This window comes from Vreelandella neptunia (assembly GCF_034479615.1).
In the GTDB taxonomy this organism is placed as follows: domain Bacteria; phylum Pseudomonadota; class Gammaproteobacteria; order Pseudomonadales; family Halomonadaceae; genus Vreelandella; species Vreelandella neptunia.
Genome location: NZ_CP140255.1, coordinates 1,488,124 through 1,509,600, shown reverse-complemented (window position 1 = coordinate 1,509,600; position 21,477 = coordinate 1,488,124). Strand labels below are relative to the sequence as shown.

At 53.5% G+C, this 21,477-nt stretch carries 22 protein-coding genes; 10 read left to right on the top strand and 12 right to left on the bottom strand.

Features of this window, described 5'->3' with window-relative positions; genetic code table 11:
- Positions 1-50 precede the first annotated feature (50 nt).
- The 10 genes from SR894_RS06870 to SR894_RS06825 all read left to right on the top strand — a co-directional run bounded on the left by SR894_RS06870 (position 51) and on the right by SR894_RS06825 (position 9,460).
- Positions 51-1,067: a LacI family DNA-binding transcriptional regulator gene (locus SR894_RS06870; RefSeq protein ID WP_133730372.1), complete on the top strand. Its 1,017-nt coding sequence runs from the start codon at positions 51-53 to the stop codon at positions 1,065-1,067.
- A gap of 87 nt (positions 1,068-1,154) precedes the next feature.
- Positions 1,155-2,138, top strand: coding sequence for a sugar kinase (locus SR894_RS06865; RefSeq protein WP_133730371.1), 984 nt, complete (start codon positions 1,155-1,157; stop codon positions 2,136-2,138).
- 77 nt (positions 2,139-2,215) lie between these two features.
- Complete coding sequence (locus tag SR894_RS06860) at positions 2,216-3,190, top strand: 2-hydroxyacid dehydrogenase (RefSeq protein WP_133730370.1); 975 nt, start codon at positions 2,216-2,218, stop codon at positions 3,188-3,190.
- Entirely contained in the window at positions 3,187-3,852 is a 666-nt protein-coding gene (locus tag SR894_RS06855; RefSeq protein ID WP_133730369.1) for an HAD family hydrolase, read from the top strand. Before SR894_RS06860 ends, SR894_RS06855 begins: the two co-directional genes overlap by 4 nt.
- A 299-nt stretch (positions 3,853-4,151) precedes the next feature.
- Complete coding sequence (locus tag SR894_RS06850; RefSeq protein ID WP_009287712.1) at positions 4,152-5,150, top strand: TRAP transporter substrate-binding protein; 999 nt, start codon at positions 4,152-4,154, stop codon at positions 5,148-5,150.
- A complete protein-coding gene (locus tag SR894_RS06845; RefSeq protein ID WP_088698478.1) occupies positions 5,150-5,692 on the top strand; it encodes a TRAP transporter small permease in 543 nt (180 codons plus the stop codon). Before SR894_RS06850 ends, SR894_RS06845 begins: the two co-directional genes overlap by 1 nt.
- Complete coding sequence (locus SR894_RS06840) at positions 5,689-6,963, top strand: TRAP transporter large permease (RefSeq protein WP_133730368.1); 1,275 nt, start codon at positions 5,689-5,691, stop codon at positions 6,961-6,963. The genes SR894_RS06845 and SR894_RS06840 overlap by 4 nt, the downstream gene beginning before the upstream one ends.
- Before the next feature lie 33 nt (positions 6,964-6,996).
- Positions 6,997-7,827, top strand: coding sequence for a 5-dehydro-4-deoxy-D-glucuronate isomerase (gene kduI, locus SR894_RS06835; protein ID WP_133730367.1), 831 nt, complete (start codon positions 6,997-6,999; stop codon positions 7,825-7,827).
- A gap of 24 nt (positions 7,828-7,851) precedes the next feature.
- A complete protein-coding gene (kduD, locus tag SR894_RS06830; RefSeq protein WP_133730366.1) occupies positions 7,852-8,604 on the top strand; it encodes a 2-dehydro-3-deoxy-D-gluconate 5-dehydrogenase KduD in 753 nt (250 codons plus the stop codon).
- Positions 8,605-8,665: 61 nt separating this feature from the next.
- Complete coding sequence (locus SR894_RS06825) at positions 8,666-9,460, top strand: IclR family transcriptional regulator (protein ID WP_133730365.1); 795 nt, start codon at positions 8,666-8,668, stop codon at positions 9,458-9,460.
- A 38-nt stretch (positions 9,461-9,498) separates the two neighbouring features.
- Here the strand turns inward: SR894_RS06825 and SR894_RS06820 are convergent, their stop codons facing one another.
- From SR894_RS06820 to SR894_RS06765, 12 genes are all read right to left on the bottom strand, one after another.
- The gene (locus tag SR894_RS06820) at positions 9,499-10,707 is read right to left on the bottom strand and encodes an amino acid deaminase (RefSeq protein ID WP_133730364.1); all 1,209 of its coding nucleotides are present in this window, start codon (positions 10,705-10,707) and stop codon (positions 9,499-9,501) included.
- A gap of 41 nt (positions 10,708-10,748) precedes the next feature.
- Entirely contained in the window at positions 10,749-12,209 is a 1,461-nt protein-coding gene (locus tag SR894_RS06815) for a mannitol dehydrogenase family protein (RefSeq protein WP_208862645.1), read from the bottom strand.
- A gap of 6 nt (positions 12,210-12,215) precedes the next feature.
- Positions 12,216-13,496, bottom strand: a complete 1,281-nt coding sequence (locus tag SR894_RS06810) for a TRAP transporter large permease (RefSeq protein WP_133730362.1) — start codon at positions 13,494-13,496, stop codon at positions 12,216-12,218.
- A gap of 2 nt (positions 13,497-13,498) precedes the next feature.
- The gene (locus tag SR894_RS06805; RefSeq protein WP_133730361.1) at positions 13,499-14,077 is read right to left on the bottom strand and encodes a TRAP transporter small permease; all 579 of its coding nucleotides are present in this window, start codon (positions 14,075-14,077) and stop codon (positions 13,499-13,501) included.
- A 94-nt stretch (positions 14,078-14,171) separates the two neighbouring features.
- Entirely contained in the window at positions 14,172-15,140 is a 969-nt protein-coding gene (locus tag SR894_RS06800; protein WP_133730360.1) for a TRAP transporter substrate-binding protein, read from the bottom strand.
- 70 nt (positions 15,141-15,210) lie between these two features.
- On the bottom strand, positions 15,211-16,239 hold the full coding sequence (locus SR894_RS06795; RefSeq protein ID WP_133730359.1) for a Zn-dependent oxidoreductase: 1,029 nt from the start codon (positions 16,237-16,239) through the stop codon (positions 15,211-15,213).
- Positions 16,240-16,252: 13 nt separating this feature from the next.
- Positions 16,253-17,464, bottom strand: coding sequence for a D-mannonate dehydratase ManD (gene manD, locus SR894_RS06790; protein WP_133730358.1), 1,212 nt, complete (start codon positions 17,462-17,464; stop codon positions 16,253-16,255).
- Between the two features lie 37 nt (positions 17,465-17,501).
- Positions 17,502-17,675, bottom strand: a complete 174-nt coding sequence (locus SR894_RS06785; RefSeq protein WP_166650332.1) for a hypothetical protein — start codon at positions 17,673-17,675, stop codon at positions 17,502-17,504.
- Between the two features lie 36 nt (positions 17,676-17,711).
- Positions 17,712-19,001, bottom strand: a complete 1,290-nt coding sequence (locus tag SR894_RS06780; protein WP_133730357.1) for a TRAP transporter large permease — start codon at positions 18,999-19,001, stop codon at positions 17,712-17,714.
- Complete coding sequence (locus tag SR894_RS06775) at positions 18,998-19,492, bottom strand: TRAP transporter small permease (protein WP_088698461.1); 495 nt, start codon at positions 19,490-19,492, stop codon at positions 18,998-19,000. Before SR894_RS06775 ends, SR894_RS06780 begins: the two co-directional genes overlap by 4 nt.
- 97 nt (positions 19,493-19,589) lie before the next feature.
- Entirely contained in the window at positions 19,590-20,549 is a 960-nt protein-coding gene (locus tag SR894_RS06770) for a C4-dicarboxylate TRAP transporter substrate-binding protein (RefSeq protein ID WP_133730356.1), read from the bottom strand.
- Between the two features lie 107 nt (positions 20,550-20,656).
- Positions 20,657-21,388 carry a GntR family transcriptional regulator gene (locus SR894_RS06765; protein ID WP_133730355.1) on the bottom strand — a complete coding sequence of 244 codons (732 nt, stop codon included), beginning with the start codon at positions 21,386-21,388 and terminating at the stop codon, positions 20,657-20,659.
- Positions 21,389-21,477 lie beyond the last annotated feature (89 nt).

Genomic DNA, 21,477 nt, shown 5'->3' with positions numbered 1-21,477 from the left:
CACTATAACGAAAAGCACTATTTATTTAAGCACTCTACTTTAAGCACACTATGCCACCTACACCGCGCCGTTCCACCATTCTTGAAGTAGCCCGCCTCGCGGGTGCCTCTAAAACCAGCGTATCCCGCTATTTTGGCGAAGAGCGTGATCGGCTCTCGCCCTCACTTCAGGCGCGCATCGCCCATGCGGCAGGCACTCTTGGCTACCAGCCAAATCAAATGGCACGTGGGCTAAAAGGTGGGCGCTCTAAATTGCTAGGCATGCTGGTCGCCGATATCCGTAATCCGTTTTCAGTGGCCATCACTCACGGCGTCGAGCAAGCGTGCCGCCAATATGGCTACTCGCTGGTAGTGTGCAATACCGACAATGATCCGGAACAGGAGCGCCAGCATTTAGACCTACTTGGCGCCTATCAAGTAGAAGGTCTTGTGGTGAATGCCTCCGGCAGCCCAGAACGCCAACTGCACACCTTTATCAACCTGGGAACTCCCATCGTGCTGCTAGACCGCGAAGTCGACCATGTGGAAGCAGAAGTGGTCGGGCTCGATAATCACCTGGCGATTGATATGGCGCTCGAACACTTAGCCGATCAAGGCTACCAGGCCGTGCTGTATGTCAGCGAAGCTCCAGAGCAGTCAAGCACGCGACAAAAACGCTTGACCCGCTTTAACCACACCGCCGAGCAGCATGGGCTGAATTACGCAACCTCACTGCTTGCTACTGCAGATGACACTGTAACGCTTGGGGCGCTAAGCGACTTTTTAGCCGCTAATCAGCAACACGCCTGTGCCGTTTTATGTGGCAACGGCAATGCCACCCTCGTAGTGACCCGACTGTTTCAGCAGCTTGGTTTATCGCTTGGCAAGGTAGGCTTGATGGGGATTGATGAACTCGACTGGTGCGCTTTAGTCCCTCCCGGCATTACTACACTTGCCCAACCCACCGATGCAATGGGCAGAACGGCTGTCCAATGCTTGATGCACCGCATTGCGCCGCACATATTGTCAATGCCGTCCGAGATAAGTTTTGCGCCGACCTTAATTGCACGCGGCTCTACCCAACGCTAATTTTTTTAAGGCAGTGCTAAAAAATTAGCGCAAAAATGGTATCGTTCCCATTGGATGATAATAAACAACTCAAAGAGATTATTGACCATGCATCACTCCTTCACTAGTCCGCCAGCCATTCTCACCTTCGGCGAAGCCATGGCCATGTTTGTGGCTGATACACCGGGCGAATTATCCGGCATTGAACGTTTCCACCGCCGTTTGGCCGGTGCTGATAACAACGTCGCTATCGGCCTCTCCAGGCTGGGTTTTCACGTCGGCTGGTTAAGCCGAGTGGGCACCGATAGTTTTGGAGGTTTTATTCAGGCGGCTTTAAAAGCGGAAGGTATCGATGACCGCTATATTCACGCCGATGCACAGCACCCCACCGGGCTGCTCTTTAAAGAGCGCGCCCAGGACGGCGCCGACCCGCGAGTCGAATATTTCAGACGCGGCAGTGCCGCCAGCCATCTCACTATTGACGACGCTCGAAATGTCGACTTTCAGGCGCTGAACCACCTTCACGCGACGGGCATTACCCCGGCGTTATCTGAAAGCGCCCGCCAGCTTAGCCATCATTTGATGGAACAGGCCCGCGCCCATGGCGCTACTATTTCCTTTGACCCCAATTTGCGGCCGTCACTTTGGCCCAGCGAAAACGTAATGCGGTCGACCCTCAATGAACTCGCCGGCCGCGCCGATTGGGTGTTGCCTGGGCTTTCAGAGGGCCAGCTTCTCACCGGACAGAAGACGCCTTACGACATAGCAGGCTACTATCTGGATCAAGGTGCCTCGGCGGTGATCATCAAGCTGGGGCCGGAAGGCAGCTATTACCGGGGCAACCTGGATGGACAAGAAGAGAGCTTTACCGTAGACGGCTGCCCTGTCGCTGAGGTGGTGGACACCGTCGGTGCAGGCGATGGCTTCGCCGTCGGCGTGATTAGCGCCCTGCTTGACGGAAGAACTGCGCGCCAAGCAGCCCAACGCGGCAACCTCATTGGCGCCCAAGCCATCCAGGTAGTGGGCGATATGGAAGGCCTACCGAATCGCGAACACCTACAAGCGCTTGAAGCCGAGCTCTACCCAGCCTGATGCACCTAGCCTTGCTTTTATTAGCAGGAGTTTAATGACAGGCTTTTCATAACAGGATTTTCAGCAAGGGGATGACAATGCAAAAACGTTTAGTGGTTCAAGGACGACTCAGTGACGCTCAACTGGCTGAGCTTAGCGATTTGTTTGCGGTGGATGTGCTGCCGAAAACCACCGCGCTGGATACCCCTGAAAATCGTGCTCTATTAGCGGAGGTGCACGGCATTATCGGTTCTGGCTTGGCGATCACTCCTCAGTTGCTGGACGCAGCACCCAACTTGGAAGTCATCGCGACCGTCTCTGTTGGCTATGACAACATCCCCGTTGATGAACTGACCAAGCGCGGCATTATGCTGTGCAATACGCCTGATGTGCTGACCGAAACCACCGCCGACACCGGTTTTGCACTGATAATGGCCACCGCGCGTCGGGTAGTTGAATTAGCCGAGTGGGTCAAAGCGGACAAATGGCAAGCCAGCATCGGCCCCGCACTGTTTGGCAGCGATGTACATGGCAAAACTTTGGGCATGGTGGGGTTTGGACGCATTGGCCAAGCCGTTGCCAGGCGTGGTGCTCTAGGGTTTGGCATGCAGGTGCTCTACTCTAACGCTTCACCCAAGCCCGATTTAGAGAGTGAACTTGGCGCGCAGCGCCGCGAACTCAACGAGCTGTTGGCCGAGGCCGATTTCGTCTGTGTCACTGTGCCGCTTACCGCCGAGACCGAGCATTTGATCGGTGCCCAAGAGTTCGCGCTGATGAAGCCTTCCAGCATTTTTATCAATATTGCCCGCGGTAAGGTGGTCGATGAAAGCGCATTGATCCAGGCGCTGGAAAAGGGCGTTATTCAAGCGGCGGGGTTAGATGTATTTGCCCAGGAGCCGCTAGCCGCTTCATCACCACTACCGAAAATGAGCAATGTGGTCGCCCTGCCGCATATCGGGTCTGCCACCCATGAAACCCGCGACGCCATGGCCCAGCGAGCAGTGGATAATATTCGTCTAGCACTCCAGGGCGAGCGACCTATCAGCTTAGTCAACGAGGAAACCTATCAATGAAGCCTGCCACACCCCTGTGCTTACTGTTCGATTGTGATGGCACCTTGGTGGATAGCGAAATACTGCTTGCCGAGGTAATGGGGGATATTCTTCCCGAGTTCGGCTTACCCTTTTCAGCACGTCAGTATATGGATGAATTTCGCGGGGTGCGTTTCCAGACGATCGTGCAAACCCTGGAAAAGCGTTTTCAAACATTAGCAGAAGATGCCTTTCCCCAGCTTGAGGCAGGTATGCGAGCGCGTATGGAAGCCCGTATGCGTGACGAGCTGGTGGCGATTCCTGGTATGGTCGCCGCGTTGGAACAGTTAAGCAGCCACCCCAAGGCCGTGGTCTCAAATGGCCCCGAGCGAAAAATTCGCTGTGCGCTGGAAAGCACCGAACTAGGCCATCACTTTGCTGACAAGCTCTTTAGCGCCTATACCCTCAATGTCTGGAAACCCGACCCCGAGCTGTACCGTAAAGCTGCCGCCGCTATGGGCCATGCTCCTCAGCAGTGCGTAGTGATCGATGACGCGGCGGTGGGTGTAGAAGCGGGGCTAGCGGCGGGCATGCACGTGATTCACCTCAACCACTTCCCTAATGAAGAGCTCACCCCCGAAGGGGCGATTGGTATCCACCATGCCAGCGAGCTTCCCGCCGCCATTGCACGCCTACACTTCTGATCGCGGTTGCTTGGTTAACTAATTAACCGCCGCTAATCAACTCTCCAACGCCCGCTCTCGACAGGCATGTTTTCCGTGCCTGCCGACGATACCGCCTGTGCGCTTATAACCCCCCTCTCTCTGTACCGAAAATACGCATCGCGACCAATGTCGCATAGCCCAAGCATTGACCTATGCAGGAATGACGTTAAGCTTGGCCTTACATCAAATATAAAAACAGATTTTATATTTGAGAAAAACCATCGCATCATAAACATCGCATCGCAACAACAACATCACAATAAAACGGAGAACCTTCCATGCGCCTAACCCACTTAATGATGGCCAGCCTCGCTATTGGCTTCACCACGTCGCTCCAAGCTGCCGATTTCACCTTCAAGTACGCTCATTCGCAAACCGATGAGGCGCCGCGTTCTGAGTCCATGCGCTACTTCAAAGAAGCGCTTGAAGAGCGCAGTGATGGGCGTATCGCCGTAGAACTCTATTTCAATGGCACCCTGGGGAAGGAGGAGGACGTACTTCAGCAAGTCCAAATGGGGCTTATTCAGGGCTATCGCGGTGGCTTGTTTGCCCAAGCTAACCCCGCCTACCTGATCTATACCATGCCGTTCCTGTTCACCACGCCGGAGCAGGCTATTGACGTGATGGAGGGCGAGCTTGGTCAGGCCATTAATGAAGGCGCACGAGAAAGCCAGCTGCATATACCGGTAACCGGCGTTGCAGGTGGCATGCGCCAGTTAACCAATAACGTTCGCGCCGTAAATCAAGTTGATGACCTCCGTGGCTTGAAGATTCGCACCCCGCCACTGGCCCCCACGCTGCGGGCATTTGAAGCGTTGGGAGCCTCCCCCCAGCAAGTGCCTTACACCGAGACCTATATGGCGCTACGCACAGGCGTGGTCGATGGGCAAGAAAACCCGCCCTCCAATATCGCCGATATGAAATTCCATGAAGCTCAGGAGTACATGTCATTACTGAACTGGCAAATCCATCCTGACCCCTTCTTTATTAGCGCCCAGTGGTACGACCAGCTACCTGAAGAGCTGCAGATGATCGTCGACGACGTCGCGCAGGAGACGATGACGCGCTCCAACGAAATTTGGCTAGCCTCTGAAGCCAACTACCTCGAAACACTGGGCGAGCACATGAGCATTAATGACATCGCCGACGAACACCGCCAAGGCTTCGTAGATGCCGTCGTTCCTGTCTGGGAGCACTTTGTTGAGCGTGGTGACTTTAGCCAGGAGCAGTTAGAGCAAGTGCTCGCCCTGACCGATCAAGCCGAGGTACTGGAGTAATGAATCCACCTCCACTGGCGCAGCCGATGGCGGAAGATACCGCCTTGATGCGGGTAATGCGCCGCTTCGCTAGCCTGCTGGAAAATCTGATCGCCGCATTAATTGCGGCGGTTTTCCTGCTCTGCTTGGCACTGGTGATATTACGCTACGTATTCAGCATTGGCTTTGCCGGTGCTGAAGAAGTGATGCGCTTTCTATTTGTGTATTCCACCGCATTGGGGGCATCGGTCGCCATTTTGCGCGGCGAGCATATCCGTATCAGCGTGCTTGTGGATGCACTGCCTACGGCAATAGCCGTCTGGCTGAACCGCTTACGTCATTGTCTTGTGATGCTATTCAATGGCTATTTGGCATGGCTCAGCATCAGCTGGATTGGGCAAGTCGGTCGTTTCCGCTCCGCCGTTCTGGATGTGCCTAATTGGGTAGTGCAAATAAGTGTCCCCATTGGCGCGCTACTGGTCATTCTATTTTCCTTGGCGGTGCTAGTGGGTGGAGAGCGCCCCTCCGCTCAACGAGAAGACGCGCAGGAGGGCCAGGCATGATTTTACTGCTTGTTAGCCTGATGGTGCTGCTGTTGATTGGGGTGCCCATCGCCTATTCCCTAGGGCTTTCGGGGTTGGTCTACTTTTTGATCATGCAGCCAGGCTTGATTGGCGTACTGCCCCAGCGAGTACTGTCCGGTATGGATCTGTACACCATGATTGCCCTACCGCTGTTCATTTTGATGGGGCTGGTGATGAACGCCTCAGGCATTACCGCGCGCTTGATCGACTTCTGTTTGATGTTGGTAGGCCGTTTTCCAGGAGGGTTGGGGCACGTCAATATCTCGACCTCGATGATCTTTGGCGGCATATCGGGCTCTTCTGTGTCTGATACAGCCTCGGTGGGTTCCGCCATGATTCCGGAGATGGCACGCAAGGGATACAGCGTCGAAACCGCCAGTGGCATTACCGTGGCCTCTTCCACCATGGGCATGATCATTCCTCCCAGTGTGCCCATGGTGATCTACGCCGTTACCGCGCAGCAGTCTATCGGCACCATGTTTATGGCAAGCCTTGTGCCCGGTTTACTCATTGGCCTGCTGATGATGGGCATCATTGCGCTAATGGCCGGTCGTCAAGGCTACCCCCGTGCCCACGCAGGATTAAATCCGCAACAGCGCCGCCAGGTGATTCAGCGTGCGGTACTCGCGCTATTAATTCCTCTGTTTGTAGTGGGTGCGGTGGTCGGCGGTGTCGCTACAGCCACTGAGTCCGCCGCGTTAGGCGTGGGCTATGCGCTGTTTCTAGCATTGGTGGTATTTAAAAGCCTCAAACTGCGTGAACTGCCCGCACTGTTTCGCTCTGCCGTAATGACCAGTGCCACGGTGATGATCATTATTGCCATGAGCCAGCTGTACGTGTGGATTCTCTCGATGGAGCAGATTCCCCAGCTGTTGGCAGGCTTTTTAGGCGGGCTGGATCTTACCCCGATATTGCTCCTGCTGGTGATTGCAGCTGCCGTGCTACTGATCGGCACCTTTATTGATGTAACCCCCGCGATCTTGCTGATTACCCCAGTGGTGCTGCCGGTGCTAGCCCTGGCCAATATTTCACCCGTGCAGTTTGGTGTCCTGTTGATCAGCGGCTTGGCGATTGGCTTAGTCACGCCGCCGGTGGGCATGTGCCTGAACGTCTGCTCCTCCATCACCGGCCTGTCGATTGGGCGTATTTTCCGCGGCGCCCTGCCGTTCCTGCTCGCTAACCTCCTGGTGATGCTGCTGGTCATTGCCTTTCCAGCTATCACCCTGTGGCCGCTCACGCTGTTCTCGTGAGCCCATTGACTTTTACCATTAAAGGAAACTCATATGGATATTCGCCAAGCGCTTCATAGCGATCATTTTAAAACCCTCGATACCCAGGGCCTGCGTGACAAAATGCTGGTCACCAAAATTATGGTGCCAGGCCAACTATCGCTCACCTACAGCCACGTTGACCGCATTATTGTTGGTGGCGCGGTACCCACTGATTCGCCGCTTACCCTGAGCGGTGGCAAAGAGCTTGGCGTTGACTATTTTCTTGAGCGGCGGGAAATGGGCGTTATTAACATTGGCGCGCCCGGGCGCATTACTGTCGACGGTGAAACGGTCGAGCTAGGCACCCATCACGGCCTGTATATTCCCAAAGAGAGCCGTGAGGTCAGCTTTGAGAGCCTCGATGCGACCAAGCCTGCGCGCTTTTATATCAACTCAACGCCAGCCCATGTACGTTACCAGCTTCGCCATATCCGCCCGGAAGATGCCTCGCCCACCACCCTTGGTGACCCTGAAACCGGCAATGTGCGTACCATCAATAAGTACCTGCATACCGATGTACTGGATACCTGCCAGCTCTCCATGGGGCTTACCCAGTTAGAGCCCGGTAGTATGTGGAACACCATGCCCTGTCATACCCACGAACGGCGCATGGAAGTGTACTTCTACTTTGACCTGAGTGAAGACGATGTGGTGTTCCACCTGTGTGGCGAACCCCAAGAGACCCGGCATATCGTGGTTGCCAACGAACAAGCTGTGATTCACCCCAGCTGGTCGATTCACTGTGGCTTTGGCACTCGCCGCTACACCTTTATTTGGGGTATGTGCGGTGAAAACCTGACCTACGATGATATGGACTTTATCGCTTCTAAAGAGCTGCGCTAAACCACTACCCAGGGAGAGTGACCAATGAAGCTATTTTCGCTGAACGGCCAAGTTGCCATGGTGACGGGTTGCAACAAAGGGCTGGGCCAGGGAATTGCCATTGCACTGGCACAGGCGGGTGCCGATATCGTGGGGGTCAACCGAAGCGCTGCTGATGACACCCGCCAGCAGGTCGAGGCCCTAGGGCGCCAGTTTTACGACATTACGGCGGAGCTGGGCAGCCAAGCGCCTGGCGAGATTGTCTCACAGGCGATCGCGAAAGCGGGCAAGGTGGATATTCTGGTCAACAATGCCGGGATTATTCGTCGGGCGGCAGCCGTGGAATTTTCAGAGCAAGATTGGGATGACGTCATTGACGTTAATTTGAAAGCCGCTTTCTTTCTCGCGCAGCAGGTTGCCAAACACCTTATCGAGCGCAAAGCGCCGGGCAAGATCGTCAATATCGCTTCATTACTGTCGTTTCAAGGCGGCATTCGAGTGCCCTCCTACACCGCCAGCAAAAGCGGTATTCTCGGTTTAACGCGCCTGCTCGCCAATGAGTGGGCGGGCCATGACATCAACGTTAATGGCATCGCCCCTGGCTATATGGCCACCGACAACACCCAAGCATTGCGCGACGATCCCCAGCGCCATGCTGAAATTCTTGGCCGAATCCCCGCCGGACGCTGGGGCACGCCAGAAGACTTAGCCGGCGCTGTGATATTCTTATGCTCCGATGCCGCCCGCTACGTGCATGGACATACCCTGGCGGTAGACGGCGGCTGGCTGGCACGCTAACCAAGCGTTTTGGTTAACGCCACGATCAACGAGCGATTGGCAATCACGTAAGGGAGCTTGAATGAAGGAGAAGGCTGAAACGCAGTACCACGCCCCTGCCTTAGAGAAAGGGTTGGATATTTTGGAGCTGCTTGCCCAATCTCCCCAGCCGCTAAGCACCCAAGCGATTGCCGAACAGATCGGCCGTAAAACCAATGAGATGTACCGCATGCTGATGGTGCTGCGAGATCGTGGCTACGTCAGCATGGATGATAGCGGTAGCCGCTATCAGCTAACGCTAAAGATGTTTGAGATGGCCCACCGCTTCCCGCCCACCAAGCGGTTAGTACAGGCCGCACTACCGCGCATGGAAGAGCTGTGCCATGAAATCTCCCAGTCGTGTCATCTTAGTGTTGCTCGTCCTGGCCATCTATTGGTAGTGGCCCAGTACGAAAACCCCGACAAGATGGGCTTTGGGCTGCGCCTGGGGGCCAAAATCGATATATGCGGCTCCGGTTCTGGGGCCGTCATGCTGGCCTTTCTGGATGAGCCACGCCGGGAGCGCATTCTCGCCGCCAGCGATGCAACGCAACAAGAGGTTGACCGAACGCGGGCGCTATTTGATCCGATTCGCCAGCAGGGCTACCACGTGGGGCCAAGCCCTCAAGTCCAAGGGTTAACCAATATCAGCTTCCCTGTCTTTGGGGTTCATGACGTTATCGAAGCCGTTATCACCATCCCTTATCTCACGCTGATTCCAGAAGCGATGCATCGGGAAGTTCCCAGCATCGACCGCTGCCGGGAACAGCTAGGGGAGCTGGCAGACGCCCTGACACTGGCTATTGGTGGGCGCCTACCAGCAGGTACGACGAGCTAAATGATGTTCTCTATAACGGTTTTCTCAATAACAGGGCGCTAAAAGTAGGTCGCCATACGCTCTTTAACGTTTAGTTGATCATCCACTAACAATATCTGGCGCCATTTATCGAAGGTTAAACAAGGATGAGAGGCGCCAAAGGCGACAATATCACCGACCTCGACATCTTGAGCCCCTTCCGGAAGGCCCACAAAGGTGTGCTGATCCATAATTTTCGTCACTTCCCAACCAGTCACCGGCAATGGCTGCGAGGGGCTTCCCCCTTCCCTGAAACGACGCAGTGCAATAGGTAGCTGGTCATGACCAATATCACGCTTACCTAGCGCTACAATGGCAAGCCCAGGTTCGGGAAGCGACTGCACCTGGGCAAAGACTTCCAGGGCCGGCTCAAGCCCCTGCTGCAAATCCGGCCGGCGGCCTAATACCGCTGATTGCGCTTCACGATAAAGCCCATGGTCGTGGACGATGTAGCAACCTGGGCGTAGCACGGGGGTAAATCTTCCCTGAAGCGGTGCGCCCTGAAAGGCCTCCGCAATCACATCATACCAGGCGGAACCTGACGCGGTGACAATCGGGTTCTCTTCAGCAAAGCGTCCAGCAGCTTCGAGCTCTACGGCAACATCCACCAGGTATTTAGCATAGGTACGAATACCAGATTCGGGATTATCCCCGTGAACCACACCCTCATAGCCCTCCAGGCCCACCAGAGAAAGTGCTGGTTCACTAGCAATCACCTCCGCCAGCGAAAGAATTTGCTGCTGATTGCGGCAGCCACAGCGGCCACCCTCCACGCCTATCTCAATAAGCACCGATAACGTCAAGCTCCGCTCAGCAAAAAAGCGCCCGAGCTGGCGCGCATTCTCATGGCTATCGACCACACAATAAAACGCAGCGCCCTGTTCGATCAGACTGGCGATAATGGCCATATTTGCCTGACCCACCAGTTGGTTCGCCATCAATATTCGGGTAACGCCATTGGCGAAGGCAGCACGACACTGGGGTGCAGTGGCAAGTGTGATACCCCACGCCCCTGCCTGGAGCTGTCGATGGAAAAGCGCGGGCGTCATGGTGGTTTTGCCATGGGGCGCCAAGTGGGCCCCGTGAGCTGCGGCGAAGCGCTGCATCCACGCTACGTTATGAGCCAGTGGCCTTTCAAACACGACCGCTGCGGGAAGGCTAACTCCGGACAGCACATTGGACGCCAGTTCGACACTTCCCTTACCCACTGCTAACGACGTCGTTTGCAATCGCCCATTTCCTCGTTCTTAAAACGAATTAAAAAGATATATTAGGCATTTTTTAGCACTTCACTCACCCCGCCCAGGGTAAGTGCTTGATACGCCACCAGCACCGCCTGAACGAATCCCTTATACGCTGCCAGTTCACTCGGCACCACATCGTCCATGGCTAAATAGGCCGCTACCAGCGCGCTGGGATCGCTACCATGCCTCTGATGTAGCTCAGCAAAGCGCTTGGTTAGCGGATCATCCACGGGGTAACTATTGCCTTGTAAGTCTTGACCCGCGGTATAGCGAATCCAGGCCGCTATCCCCAACGCCACGCAGGGCGATGATTGACCAGCGGTACTACGTTCCAGCGCGCCAGAGAGCCAGCGCTGTGGGAGTTTTTGGCTGCCATCCATAGCGATTTGCTGCAGACGATGACGCAAACTGTCATTGGCAAAGCGTTCTAGCAGCGAGTCAGCATAAGCGTCTAAATCGATTCCCTCGGGCATCTCAAGCGTAGGCGCCGCCTCTTCAATCATATAACGACGCAACAGCGCACGAAGCTCGGCGTTATTGATGCCTTCATAAACCGTTTCAATACCTGCAAGCGCACCAAGATAGGCAAGCAAGGAGTGGCTACCGTTGAGCATGCGCAGTTTCATGGTTTCAAACGGCGCCACATCTGCCACCATCTCAACCCCCTCAGCCTCCCAGTTGGGTCGTCCCTGGGGGAAGTTATCTTCAACCACCCACTGTGTGAACGCTTCGCATACCACGGCGTTTGGATCGGTAACGCCCAGTGACGCTAAGCGCTCAAAATCGGCGTCGGTCATCGCAGGGACGATGCGATCTACCATGCTGCAGGGAAACGCCACTTCACTGGCAATCCAACTGGCCAATTCTGCGTCTCGATGCTCGGCCAGTTGCACCACCGCTTGGCGTGTTCGCTTGCCGTTATCCGGCATATTGTCGCAAGAGAGCACGGTAAAGGGGGCAAGACCAGCATCACGCCGCTGAGCTAACGCTTCCACCAATAGTCCAGGGGCAGTTCGCGGCTGCTGGGGGGAAGCAATATCGCCAATGATCATGGGGTCATCGACTCTTAGCTCACCGCTGGCGGGGTTTAAAAAGTAGCCCTTCTCGGTCACCGTTAACGTCACGATACGGGTATCCACAGAGGCCATTCGCGCCAGCAACGCCTCACGGTCACGACTCCAATGACCGTCAGCATCACGGCCTGAAAAGAGCGCCTCTTCAATCACGCCAATTTCGCGCAGCGTGATATTTTTGCTATCGGCGTACTCCGCCACATGGTAGCGATGCCCTGCCGCACGTAAGCCGTCGACTAAACCAACGCTAGAGCGTAAATTCGCACTGCATACTCCCCACTCACCGTCACCGCTGCGTTGGCGATAACGCTCTAAATAGACCGCTTGGTGGGCGCGATGGAAAGCGCCCAACCCCAGATGAACAATCCCGATCTGGCCACTTCTTGGCGATGCTTCAATCAGCTTTGGCGCCATCATCAACTACTCTCCCATTAGCAAGTTAGGCAACCAAAGCGAAATCGCGGGGACATAGGTCACCAACAACAGTACCGCCAAGTTGCACAGCAAAAAAGGCACGATGGCTTTTGCCACCGCCAACATAGGTAGCTTGCCAATCCCCGCCACCACGAATAGGCACACCCCCACCGGAGGGGTTGTCAGCCCAATCATCAGGTTCAACACCGCGATTACCGCAAAGTGAACCGGATCGACACCCACGCCAGTGGCGACTCCCACCAAGGCTGGGAATAGAATAATCAGCGCGGCGATGGTTTCCATAAAAGCGCCGACAAATAGCAGAATCAAGTTAAGAATCAGCAGAACGATTAGCGGGTTATCGCTAATGGAAAGAATAAGTGCAGCGATCATTTGGGGAATCTGCTCACTGGTGAGTATCCAGCCAAACAGGTTCGCCAAGCCTACCATCAACAATAGTGCCGACGAGGTTAATACAGTATCTGACAAAATCGCCGGAAGCTTTTTCCACGACAGGCCTTTATACACATACATGCCGACAACCAAGGCATAGAGACAAGCCACAATAGACGCTTCGGTGGGGGTAAAGAACCCGCCAATAATGCCGTAGAGAATAATCACGGTCATCAGCAGTGCCCAGAAGGCCGTTTTGGCTTCGCGCAGCAGCTGCAAAAATGGTACCCGCTGCTCTTTGGGATACCCACGCCGAACGGCCAGGATATACACCGTAACCATCATGGCTAGGCCCATTAGCAGCCCCGGTACTGCGCCTGCCAGGAACATACGCCCGACTGAAATACCGCTGAGAGATCCGGCGATGATCATGGGAACACTGGGCGGTATAATCGGCCCAACGGTTGACGAAGCGGCGGTCACTGCAGCGGCAAACGGCTTGTCATAGCCTGAGCGAGCCATACCAGGAATCATCACCGAACCGATACTGGCTGAATCCGCAACCGCCGTGCCGGAGATACCACCGAAAATCATCGACCCTGCCACATTGGCCAAGCCAAGACCGCCGCGAATGTGACCTAACAGAGCGTTTGAGAAACGCACAATATGATCAGTGATATTGCCCACATTCATTAAATTGCCGGCCAACACAAAGCCGGGGATACACAGCAGCACGAAGGTGTCGATACCCGCATACATGCGCTGCGGAACGATGGTTAATGAAATACCTTCAAGCAGCAGATAGGAGAGCGAGGCTAGCCCCAACGCAAACGCAATGGGCATTCCCACCAAGAGCAAAACCAAGAAAACGCTAAAGAGGATAATAACTTCCATGCTTACGACTCCTGAAGGGAGGCAGAGGAGCGACACATTGCGATAATTCCCTCAAGACACCCCAGCAAGCTGTAAACCAGGAGAAGCGCAAAGGTGACTACCGTTGAGAAAAAGATATACAGCATGGGAACATGCAGCGTTGGCGAGGTTTGCCAAGCGCCGTTTTGCGCATACTGCCAAGCGTAAGGCAGCACCAAAAAGGCAAACAAGCCAATCAGTCCACAGAGCAGCACTTGAACCGCCGCCTGTACGCGTGGCCCCAGCAGGTGATGGAAAAGCTCAACGCTGATGTTTCGGTTCTGTCGCAGCACCACACCAACAGATAGTGCCACCATATAAATAAATAGATAACGTGAGAGTTCTTCGGTCCAGGCTATCGAAAACGGCAAAAACAGCCGCGAACAAATTTGCAGCAGTACCGTGGCGGCAATCGCAATCAGCGCAGTAACGGCCAAGGTCAGAAAGCACGTGTCCACCCAGCCAATCATGCGCCCAATGGAACCTTTAAATTTAGGCACCGCCGACATTGAATCCAGACTCTCCAACGCTTCCTTTTCAAGCGTTTTTTGATCCGAGTTCATAACCGTATCCTCATGGGCAAGCTGCTTGTATCGTTAGAAAATGGACTGGCGTGTGCCAGCCCATCGTCATTATCAATTGACCACAAATCCGACCTTAAAGGTCTTGGATAGCGTCAAAGAGTTCACGCTGCTCTTCGGTTAAGGCGTCAAGGACAGCGGGACGAGCTTTCTCTGCAAAGGCGTCGACGTCTACTTCCACGAACTCCATACCACGTTCCTGTAGCGCTTGCTCAAGGCGTGCCTGGTCTTCAGTGAACAGCTCCGCTTCATATGCCTGCATCGTCTGAGCAGCATCGCGAACTACCTTTTGGAGCTCTTCAGGCATACTTTCCAACTGATTACGCCCAATAACGACATAGATCCAGCTACGCACATGACTAGTCATATTGACGTAATCCTGCACCTCATTGAAACTGGCACTTTCGATCAAGCTGAGCGGGTTTTCCTGGCCGTCAAGAACATTCTGTTGAAGCGCGGTAAACACTTCGCTAAAAGCCATCGGCGTGGGGCGAGCCCCCATTGCCTGCCAGGTATCCACGAATAACGGTACGTTTGGTACGCGTAAACGCAGCCCATCAAGCTCTTCCGGGCTGCGAATCGGCCGGTTAGACGTCAGTTCCCGAGGGCCCCGTTCAAACCATGCCAGCGGCACAAGCTTTGTGCGTTCGATGATTTGCTCTTCAATTTCAGCACCGATCTCCCCATTAACTACCTCATGCAAATGTTCGGAATCTCGGAAGGCATAGGGTACGGCCATCATCGCGGCTTTAGGCGCCCAGTTCTGTAAGCTTTCACCGGTAATGGTCATATCCGCGGTACCCAGCTGAATACCATTAATGATATCCATTTCATTTCCTAACTGCTCACTGGGGTAGAGGCGTACTTCAATCTGCCCGTCAGAATTTGCTTCGACTTCCTCTTTGAACTTCTCGGCGGCCTGGTGCCATATATTCTGCTCATTGGCTAAATGGCCAAAACGCAGGGTGAAATCTGCCGCCATTAATGAGTGGCTGCCTAGCATGGCGGCCCCAATAACAGCGCTGGTAATAAGTTGTTTGATCATTGTCTTTCTCCTACACTCGTATGTTGTTAATTATTGATTGCGGCTGTTAGCTGCGCGCGGGTTGGCGTGGTTACCCTTCAGCACTGATTTGAATCAGTACCTTACGGGCCTCTTCTGGTCGGTGATCAAGCATGTCAATGGCGCTGGGCATATCGCTTAGCGGCAACCTATGGCTAACTAACGCCAACGGATCCAACTGCCCACTTGCCATTAGCTCAAGCACCTCCGGAAACTTACGGTTATTGAGCCGCGACCCCACCAGGGTCAGCTCTTTCTTAATCACTTCTAGCTGTACAAGGTCACTGGGCTGAACGCTAAAGCCCAGCAGGCCGATGCGTCCTGCTGGCGACGCTAAACGCAGCATTTGCGGTAACAGCGCAGGCACGCAGGCCGCATCGGCAATCAGCGGTACGCCTTCACCCTGGGTTAAGGCAAGCACCTCTTTTTCCACATCCTGCTCGCGGCTATTCAATACCTGCGTTGCCCCAAGCTGTTTTGCCGCCGCTAATCGCTCATTAATAACATCAGTGACGATGACCTCTTCGATACCCTTAGCCAGGGCCATCTGCAGGATCGTCAGACCAATAACGCCGGCGCCCAGAATCATTAGTCGATCACCCGGGTGCGGCTGCATGCGATCAAGCACGTTGGCGGCAATGGTGTACGGCTCAACCAGGGCAGCCGCGTCTAGCCCAATATGCTCGGGTAGGTGGTGCACGTTAGCCGCGGGGACAGCAACAAACTCTTCAAAACCACCATCGCGATGCACGCCGATCACTTCAAGCGAACTGCACACGTTAGGACGGCCAATCCGGCAGGGATAGCACTCACCACAGCTGATAACGGGGTCAACGCACACGCGATCCCCGACGGCGAGGCCAAGCACGCCTTCCCCCACCGCTTCCACTACCCCGGCAAACTCATGACCGGTGATGCGCGGAAAACGCACAAAGGCGTTGTCGCCATGGATAATATGCATATCCGAGCCGCAAATACCGGCAAATGCCACACGCACCAGTGCTTCACCAGCGGCCACCTTGGGTGGCTCAACATCCGCTACCTGGTAGTCGTGAGGCGCCTTCACCTGGAATGCTTTCATCGACCTAATCTCCTTACCAATGCCACAGAGTGCCGTCTTCCAGCCGATTTACCGGCAGGCTGGCACGCTTATATGGGTACTGTTTGGCTAACTGTTCATCGATATCAACACCATGCCCCGGCTTTTCACCGACAATGAAATGCCCGTCTTCAAAGCGATAATCGTGGGGGAACACCTCGTCAGTAGCGCTGGTATGCGGCATGTACTCCTGGATGCCGAAATTGGGTACCCAGGTGTCAAAGTGAATCGCCGCACCCAGACAAACCGGCGAAAGATCCGTTGGCCCGTGGAAGCCGGTACGCACGTGATAAAGACCCGCTAAATCGGCGATGCGGCGTACATGGGTGATCCCCCCGGCATGGGTTAGGGTGGCGCGGATATAGTCGATCCACTGATTTTCAATTAGCGCTTTGGCGTCATACAGGCTGTTAAAGACTTCGCCCACCGCCAATGGCGTGGTGGTGTGCTGGCGAATAAGACCAAACGCCTCCTGATTCTCAGCCGGTACGCAGTCTTCGAGCCAAAATAAATGATAGGGCTCCACTTCTTTGCCTAAACGGGCGGCTTCAATGGGCGTCAGGCGGTGATGAACATCATGTAGCACGTGTAAATCATCGCCAAAACGCTCACGCACGGCGGCAAACAACTTGGGTACATGGTTTAAGTATTTGCTGGTACTCCACACGTGCTCCGCGGGCAGCTCGGCATCGGCTGGCTCATACGGCTCGCCATCTTTTTTGGCGACCCCATAAATACTGGCAATGCCTGGCACACCCGCCTGAACGCGCACGGCTTTGTACCCCTCATCTACATGACGAGCGACCTCTTCCAGGCATGCTTCAATATCTCTCCCGGTGGCATGGCCATACACCATCACTCGGTCACGGCTCTTACCACCTAGCAATTGGTACAGCGGCATACCCGCAACCTTCGCTTTGATATCCCATAGTGCTACATCGACTGCCGCAATAGCCGTCATCGTTACAGGGCCTCGCCGCCAGTAAGCGCCGCGATAAAGGTAGTGCCAGATATCTTCAATACGGCTAGCATCACGCCCAATTAGTGTTGGTAATACATGCTCTTCCAGGTAAGCGACCACCGACAGTTCACGGCCGTTTAAAGTGGCGTCGCCGATTCCATACACTCCTGATTCGGTAACGATTTTCAGCGTGACAAAGTTTCGGCCCGGGGACGTTACGATTAAATATGCATCGCTAATGATCATGATAAATCCATCACAAGAAGTAAAAAGAAGTTAACGCTCAAATAGGTAGCGCTGCACATTGTGGTAACACGCCGCCCGCATCATCCCGCCAACTAGAGCCATCATCAAAAACCGGCATAATAGCTGTGTACTTATGATAAAGCCGCTGGGCTACTTCATTTCCTAACAGGCGGTCTTTACCCATTAACTCAACATTATTATCAACCTTCATCATCGCTCCTTAATTATGAGAGTGTCATAGGTCGATTTAGCCCAGCAGTAAATTAGGCAAAAATAGCACTACATTGGGGAAGAAGAGAATACCCAGCACAACCACAAATACAGCAACGGCAAAAGGCAGTAACTCACGGCTATACTCGTAAAAAGAGCAACGCAATATTCCGCATACGGTATACATTGAAATCCCCACAGGAGGCGTCATACCGCCGAACGTAACCAGCGTCATCATTAACAGTCCAAAATGAACCGGATCAACACCTGCAGCTTTAATAACGGGCACCAAGATGGGGGTCAACAGCATGACAACAACAGTAGCTTCTAGCAGCATGCCTAGAAAAACAAGTATTACAGCCACTGCCAGCAACAGTGTTATGTGGCTAGAGAATACGCCAAGCGTTAGCTCTGCTATTGTTTGCGGTACTCTTTCAAAAGACACGACATAACCAATAATGCCTGAGAACATAATAATCAGCATTATCATGCCAATATCTCTTACGCTGGCACGCATGGCATTAAGAATTTCTTTAACACCCATTACTCGGTGTATTACGCAGCCCACCAACAAGGCATAAGCAACCGCAAAAGCACCCGCTTCAGAGGGGGTAAAGAGTCCATAGCGAATTCCCACCAAGAGCCATACGGGGAAGAGAATTGCCCAGATACTGCTACGTAGGGCCTTAAGCACCTCCCTTCCCGTGGGTAGCCGCTCTCTTACCGGCTGATAGCCCCGCCGTTTGGCCATTATGTAAGTAGTCACCATCAGCGCTACCATTAGCAAAAAGCCCGGCACGAGGCCTGCGATAAACAGCCGTCCTATCGAAACTTCGCCAAGATAGCCATAGAGAATCAAGCCGATACTTGGCGGAATGGTTGCAGTGATTAGCCCCCCAATAGAGAGCACCGCACCAGTAAACCCCGCTGAGTAGCCTCCCTTAATCATGCTTTTTCCCAGCACCCTGGATTGCATTGCGGCATCGGCCACGGCAGAACCAGAAACACCGCCCATTAAGGTGCTCAGCACGATACTTGCCTGGGCTAAACCTCCGCTCATCCATCCCGCTAAAAGCGTAGAAAGGTGCACCAAGCGGGGAGTAATACCGCTGGCGTTCATTAGATGGCCGATAAAAATAAACAACGGCACAGCTAATAGTGGAAATGATTGCGTCGAAGACACTATGCGTTGGACGGCAATGCTCGTCGGTAAGAATGTTTCGGGCAATAAAAAATAGGAGAAACCCGCAATCCCGATAGCAAAGGCAACGGGCATACCTATCGCCATAAGAAGCAGGCCGAATCCTAATAACAAAGCTGCCGTCATAGCGCCTCCTCCACAATCTCGTCATCGTCAGCAACCAAACTCCCGATAACGCCATTTGTGAACAATCGCCGCACTAGCGAAAGCATCATTAATAATGCTCCGACAGGAAGCGCAAGTGTGATATATCCATAGCTAAGTCCTGCCACTCCCATGGGGCGCTGCCAGTTTGAAGCCGCTAAAACAAAGCCATACCAGATTAAAAGGGCCAGGAAGAGCATCATCATTCCAATGCACAAACTGGTAATAAGAAGCTGCCATTTAATAGGCAAACGAATGACAAGAGCATCGATTCGCACTTGCCCACCCTGGCGCAGAGTAATATCAGCACCTAATACAGCGGTCCATATAAACAGGAATTGCGCAAGCTCAGCGCCCCCTGCAAAAGGATTTCCTATTGCTCTAGCTGTCGAGCTAACAAACATGGTGAGAGAGGTACCACCGAGCAGCATAATAGCCAACCACTCCTCACCTTTATCGTACCAATGCCACATACAGCGTTCCTCCCCCTAAAAGGGGATTTGGACAGTTAAGTAATAGCAAAAGAAAAAATTGTGAAGCCCCCTGCCCTAGCAGGCAGAGGGCTGATATTCACTCTGAAGAAAGCAATTGATCACGGTACTGGTCGTAACCTAGCTCTTCATAAACGCTGCCCACTCGGTCGCGGAATACGTCCATATCCACCTCAGAAAACGTAACGCCTGCCGCTTCCATTCGCTCGCGCACCGAAGCTTGGGCGTCTGACGTCGCTTGGCTAGCAGCATCGCCAGCACTGAGCAGTTCTTCATCGAGAATTGAGCGCAACTCCTCAGGTAACGCCTGGTACCACTGCTCGGAAGTCGCAATACCGGTCATCAAATGAATGTGATTGGTTAGAGCCACGTGAGTAATAACTTCATGCAAATTTTGACCTTCAGCTGCGGTTAGCTGTGCTTCGGCTCCATCAATCGAACCTAGCTGTAGGGCTGAGTAAACTTCTGACCAAGGCAATGGCGTCGGAGTAGCGCCCATGGCTTCAATGGTTTTCACCCATACAGGGGAATTAATAGTGCGCACCCGTACACCATTTAAATCCTCTGGCGTGTTTACTTCATTTTGGGTCAGCATCTGCCGTGACCCTTGAAACCAGTTATAGTTGAGCAGTCGTAACCCACTTGATTCTGCAAGACCCTCGACCCAATCCAGATAAAGCGGAGATGTTGTGATTTGGCTATAGTCACGATGGTCTTCCACTAAATAAGGGGCACTCAAGATACCCAGCTCAGGTTGATACTCCGATAAACGTCCCGCATCGACTAAGATAGCGATGTTGGCACCACTACGAATTTGTTCGATCACGTCTTCGTCTGAACCAAGCTGGCTGTTAGGGAAAATCTGAATGGTCAGCTCTCCCTCTGAACGCTCCGCAATTGCTTGTTTTGCACTTTCCATAGCTTGGGCAATAGGGTCTTGAGGACTCAACGCTATTGAGACATTAAGCTGATAAGCGGCGTGAGCCGAATGGCTTGCGACAATCAGCGCTACAGCAGGAAGTAATTTTGTGAGTTTCATTTCAGGCTCCTAAAGGCATTCATTTATTATTGATAATTTACCAACCAGTTCTGGCTGATCCTTCGTAATGCGGCCTATGCTGCTTTTTTGTTGTTCTCTAGCGGGTTTTATATAGATAGCGCATGAGCATTGGTGCCCACATTTTCAAACAACTCTGGAAAGCGGCGCTCTAGTTCAGGTAGCGAGTGAAGTATTTCACGTTGATGGATACACATTGCCTGCTCGGCCGCCTCGGTATCTCCAGCAGATATCGCATCCACTATGGCCTGATGCTGATCTGCCAGTTTGGGGATGGGTGTGGAATCAGGAATACTCAAATACCGCACTCTATCTAACTGCGCTTTAACATCTTCGATTACGTTCCATGCCATGGTTTGCCCCGTAGAGATTGCCAAGGTGCGATGGAACATCTCGTCAAGAAAGAAAAAACGGTCATGATCTTGACGCTCAATACAGCTGCGCTGACGCTCAATCAGCTCGTTTAACTCCATTAATACGCTCGATGGAAGCGTGCATTTAGCGGCCTCTAAAGCAATGGCTACCTCCAGAGACTCACGAATAAATCGTGCCTCCAGCACGGCTTGGCGCGAAATGCGCACAACATAGGTGCCTCTCTGGGGGCGAACTTCCACCAAGCCTGACTCAGAAAGGCGAATAAACGCTTCTCGCACGGGCTGGCGACTAACGTTAAACAAATCCGCAATCTCTTTTTCAGAAAGCGCCTGGCCCGGCGCTAACACCATACGAATGATCGCTTGCCGCAACACTTTATGCAGACGCTGCCGCACCGATACGTCGGTACTGGTTCTCAGCCACATTGCTTGCAAGTTCGTCTTCATATTAATCCTATTAACGTCTATGACCGCCTCTACTGCTATGACTAGTATGGTAGTGTGGTTGCGATAAGAAAAGGCCGATTCCTTCAATC

What these genes read in the sequence shown, in the direction of transcription:
- SR894_RS06870 (WP_133730372.1), top strand. Translation starts at nt 51, where the DNA reads ATGCCACCTACACCGCGCCGTTCCACCATTCTTGAAGTAGCCCGCCTC.
- SR894_RS06865 (WP_133730371.1), top strand. Translation starts at nt 1,155, where the DNA reads ATGCATCACTCCTTCACTAGTCCGCCAGCCATTCTCACCTTCGGCGAA.
- SR894_RS06860 (WP_133730370.1), top strand. Translation starts at nt 2,216, where the DNA reads ATGCAAAAACGTTTAGTGGTTCAAGGACGACTCAGTGACGCTCAACTG.
- SR894_RS06855 (WP_133730369.1), top strand. Translation starts at nt 3,187, where the DNA reads ATGAAGCCTGCCACACCCCTGTGCTTACTGTTCGATTGTGATGGCACC.
- SR894_RS06850 (WP_009287712.1), top strand. Translation starts at nt 4,152, where the DNA reads ATGCGCCTAACCCACTTAATGATGGCCAGCCTCGCTATTGGCTTCACC.
- SR894_RS06845 (WP_088698478.1), top strand. Translation starts at nt 5,150, where the DNA reads ATGAATCCACCTCCACTGGCGCAGCCGATGGCGGAAGATACCGCCTTG.
- SR894_RS06840 (WP_133730368.1), top strand. Translation starts at nt 5,689, where the DNA reads ATGATTTTACTGCTTGTTAGCCTGATGGTGCTGCTGTTGATTGGGGTG.
- kduI (WP_133730367.1), top strand. Translation starts at nt 6,997, where the DNA reads ATGGATATTCGCCAAGCGCTTCATAGCGATCATTTTAAAACCCTCGAT.
- kduD (WP_133730366.1), top strand. Translation starts at nt 7,852, where the DNA reads ATGAAGCTATTTTCGCTGAACGGCCAAGTTGCCATGGTGACGGGTTGC.
- SR894_RS06825 (WP_133730365.1), top strand. Translation starts at nt 8,666, where the DNA reads ATGAAGGAGAAGGCTGAAACGCAGTACCACGCCCCTGCCTTAGAGAAA.
- SR894_RS06815 (WP_208862645.1), bottom strand. Translation starts at nt 12,209, where the DNA reads ATGGCGCCAAAGCTGATTGAAGCATCGCCAAGAAGTGGCCAGATCGGG.
- SR894_RS06810 (WP_133730362.1), bottom strand. Translation starts at nt 13,496, where the DNA reads ATGGAAGTTATTATCCTCTTTAGCGTTTTCTTGGTTTTGCTCTTGGTG.
- SR894_RS06805 (WP_133730361.1), bottom strand. Translation starts at nt 14,077, where the DNA reads ATGAACTCGGATCAAAAAACGCTTGAAAAGGAAGCGTTGGAGAGTCTG.
- SR894_RS06800 (WP_133730360.1), bottom strand. Translation starts at nt 15,140, where the DNA reads ATGATCAAACAACTTATTACCAGCGCTGTTATTGGGGCCGCCATGCTA.
- SR894_RS06795 (WP_133730359.1), bottom strand. Translation starts at nt 16,239, where the DNA reads ATGAAAGCATTCCAGGTGAAGGCGCCTCACGACTACCAGGTAGCGGAT.
- manD (WP_133730358.1), bottom strand. Translation starts at nt 17,464, where the DNA reads ATGATCATTAGCGATGCATATTTAATCGTAACGTCCCCGGGCCGAAAC.
- SR894_RS06785 (WP_166650332.1), bottom strand. Translation starts at nt 17,675, where the DNA reads ATGAAGGTTGATAATAATGTTGAGTTAATGGGTAAAGACCGCCTGTTA.
- SR894_RS06780 (WP_133730357.1), bottom strand. Translation starts at nt 19,001, where the DNA reads ATGACGGCAGCTTTGTTATTAGGATTCGGCCTGCTTCTTATGGCGATA.
- SR894_RS06775 (WP_088698461.1), bottom strand. Translation starts at nt 19,492, where the DNA reads ATGTGGCATTGGTACGATAAAGGTGAGGAGTGGTTGGCTATTATGCTG.
- SR894_RS06770 (WP_133730356.1), bottom strand. Translation starts at nt 20,549, where the DNA reads ATGAAACTCACAAAATTACTTCCTGCTGTAGCGCTGATTGTCGCAAGC.
- SR894_RS06765 (WP_133730355.1), bottom strand. Translation starts at nt 21,388, where the DNA reads ATGAAGACGAACTTGCAAGCAATGTGGCTGAGAACCAGTACCGACGTA.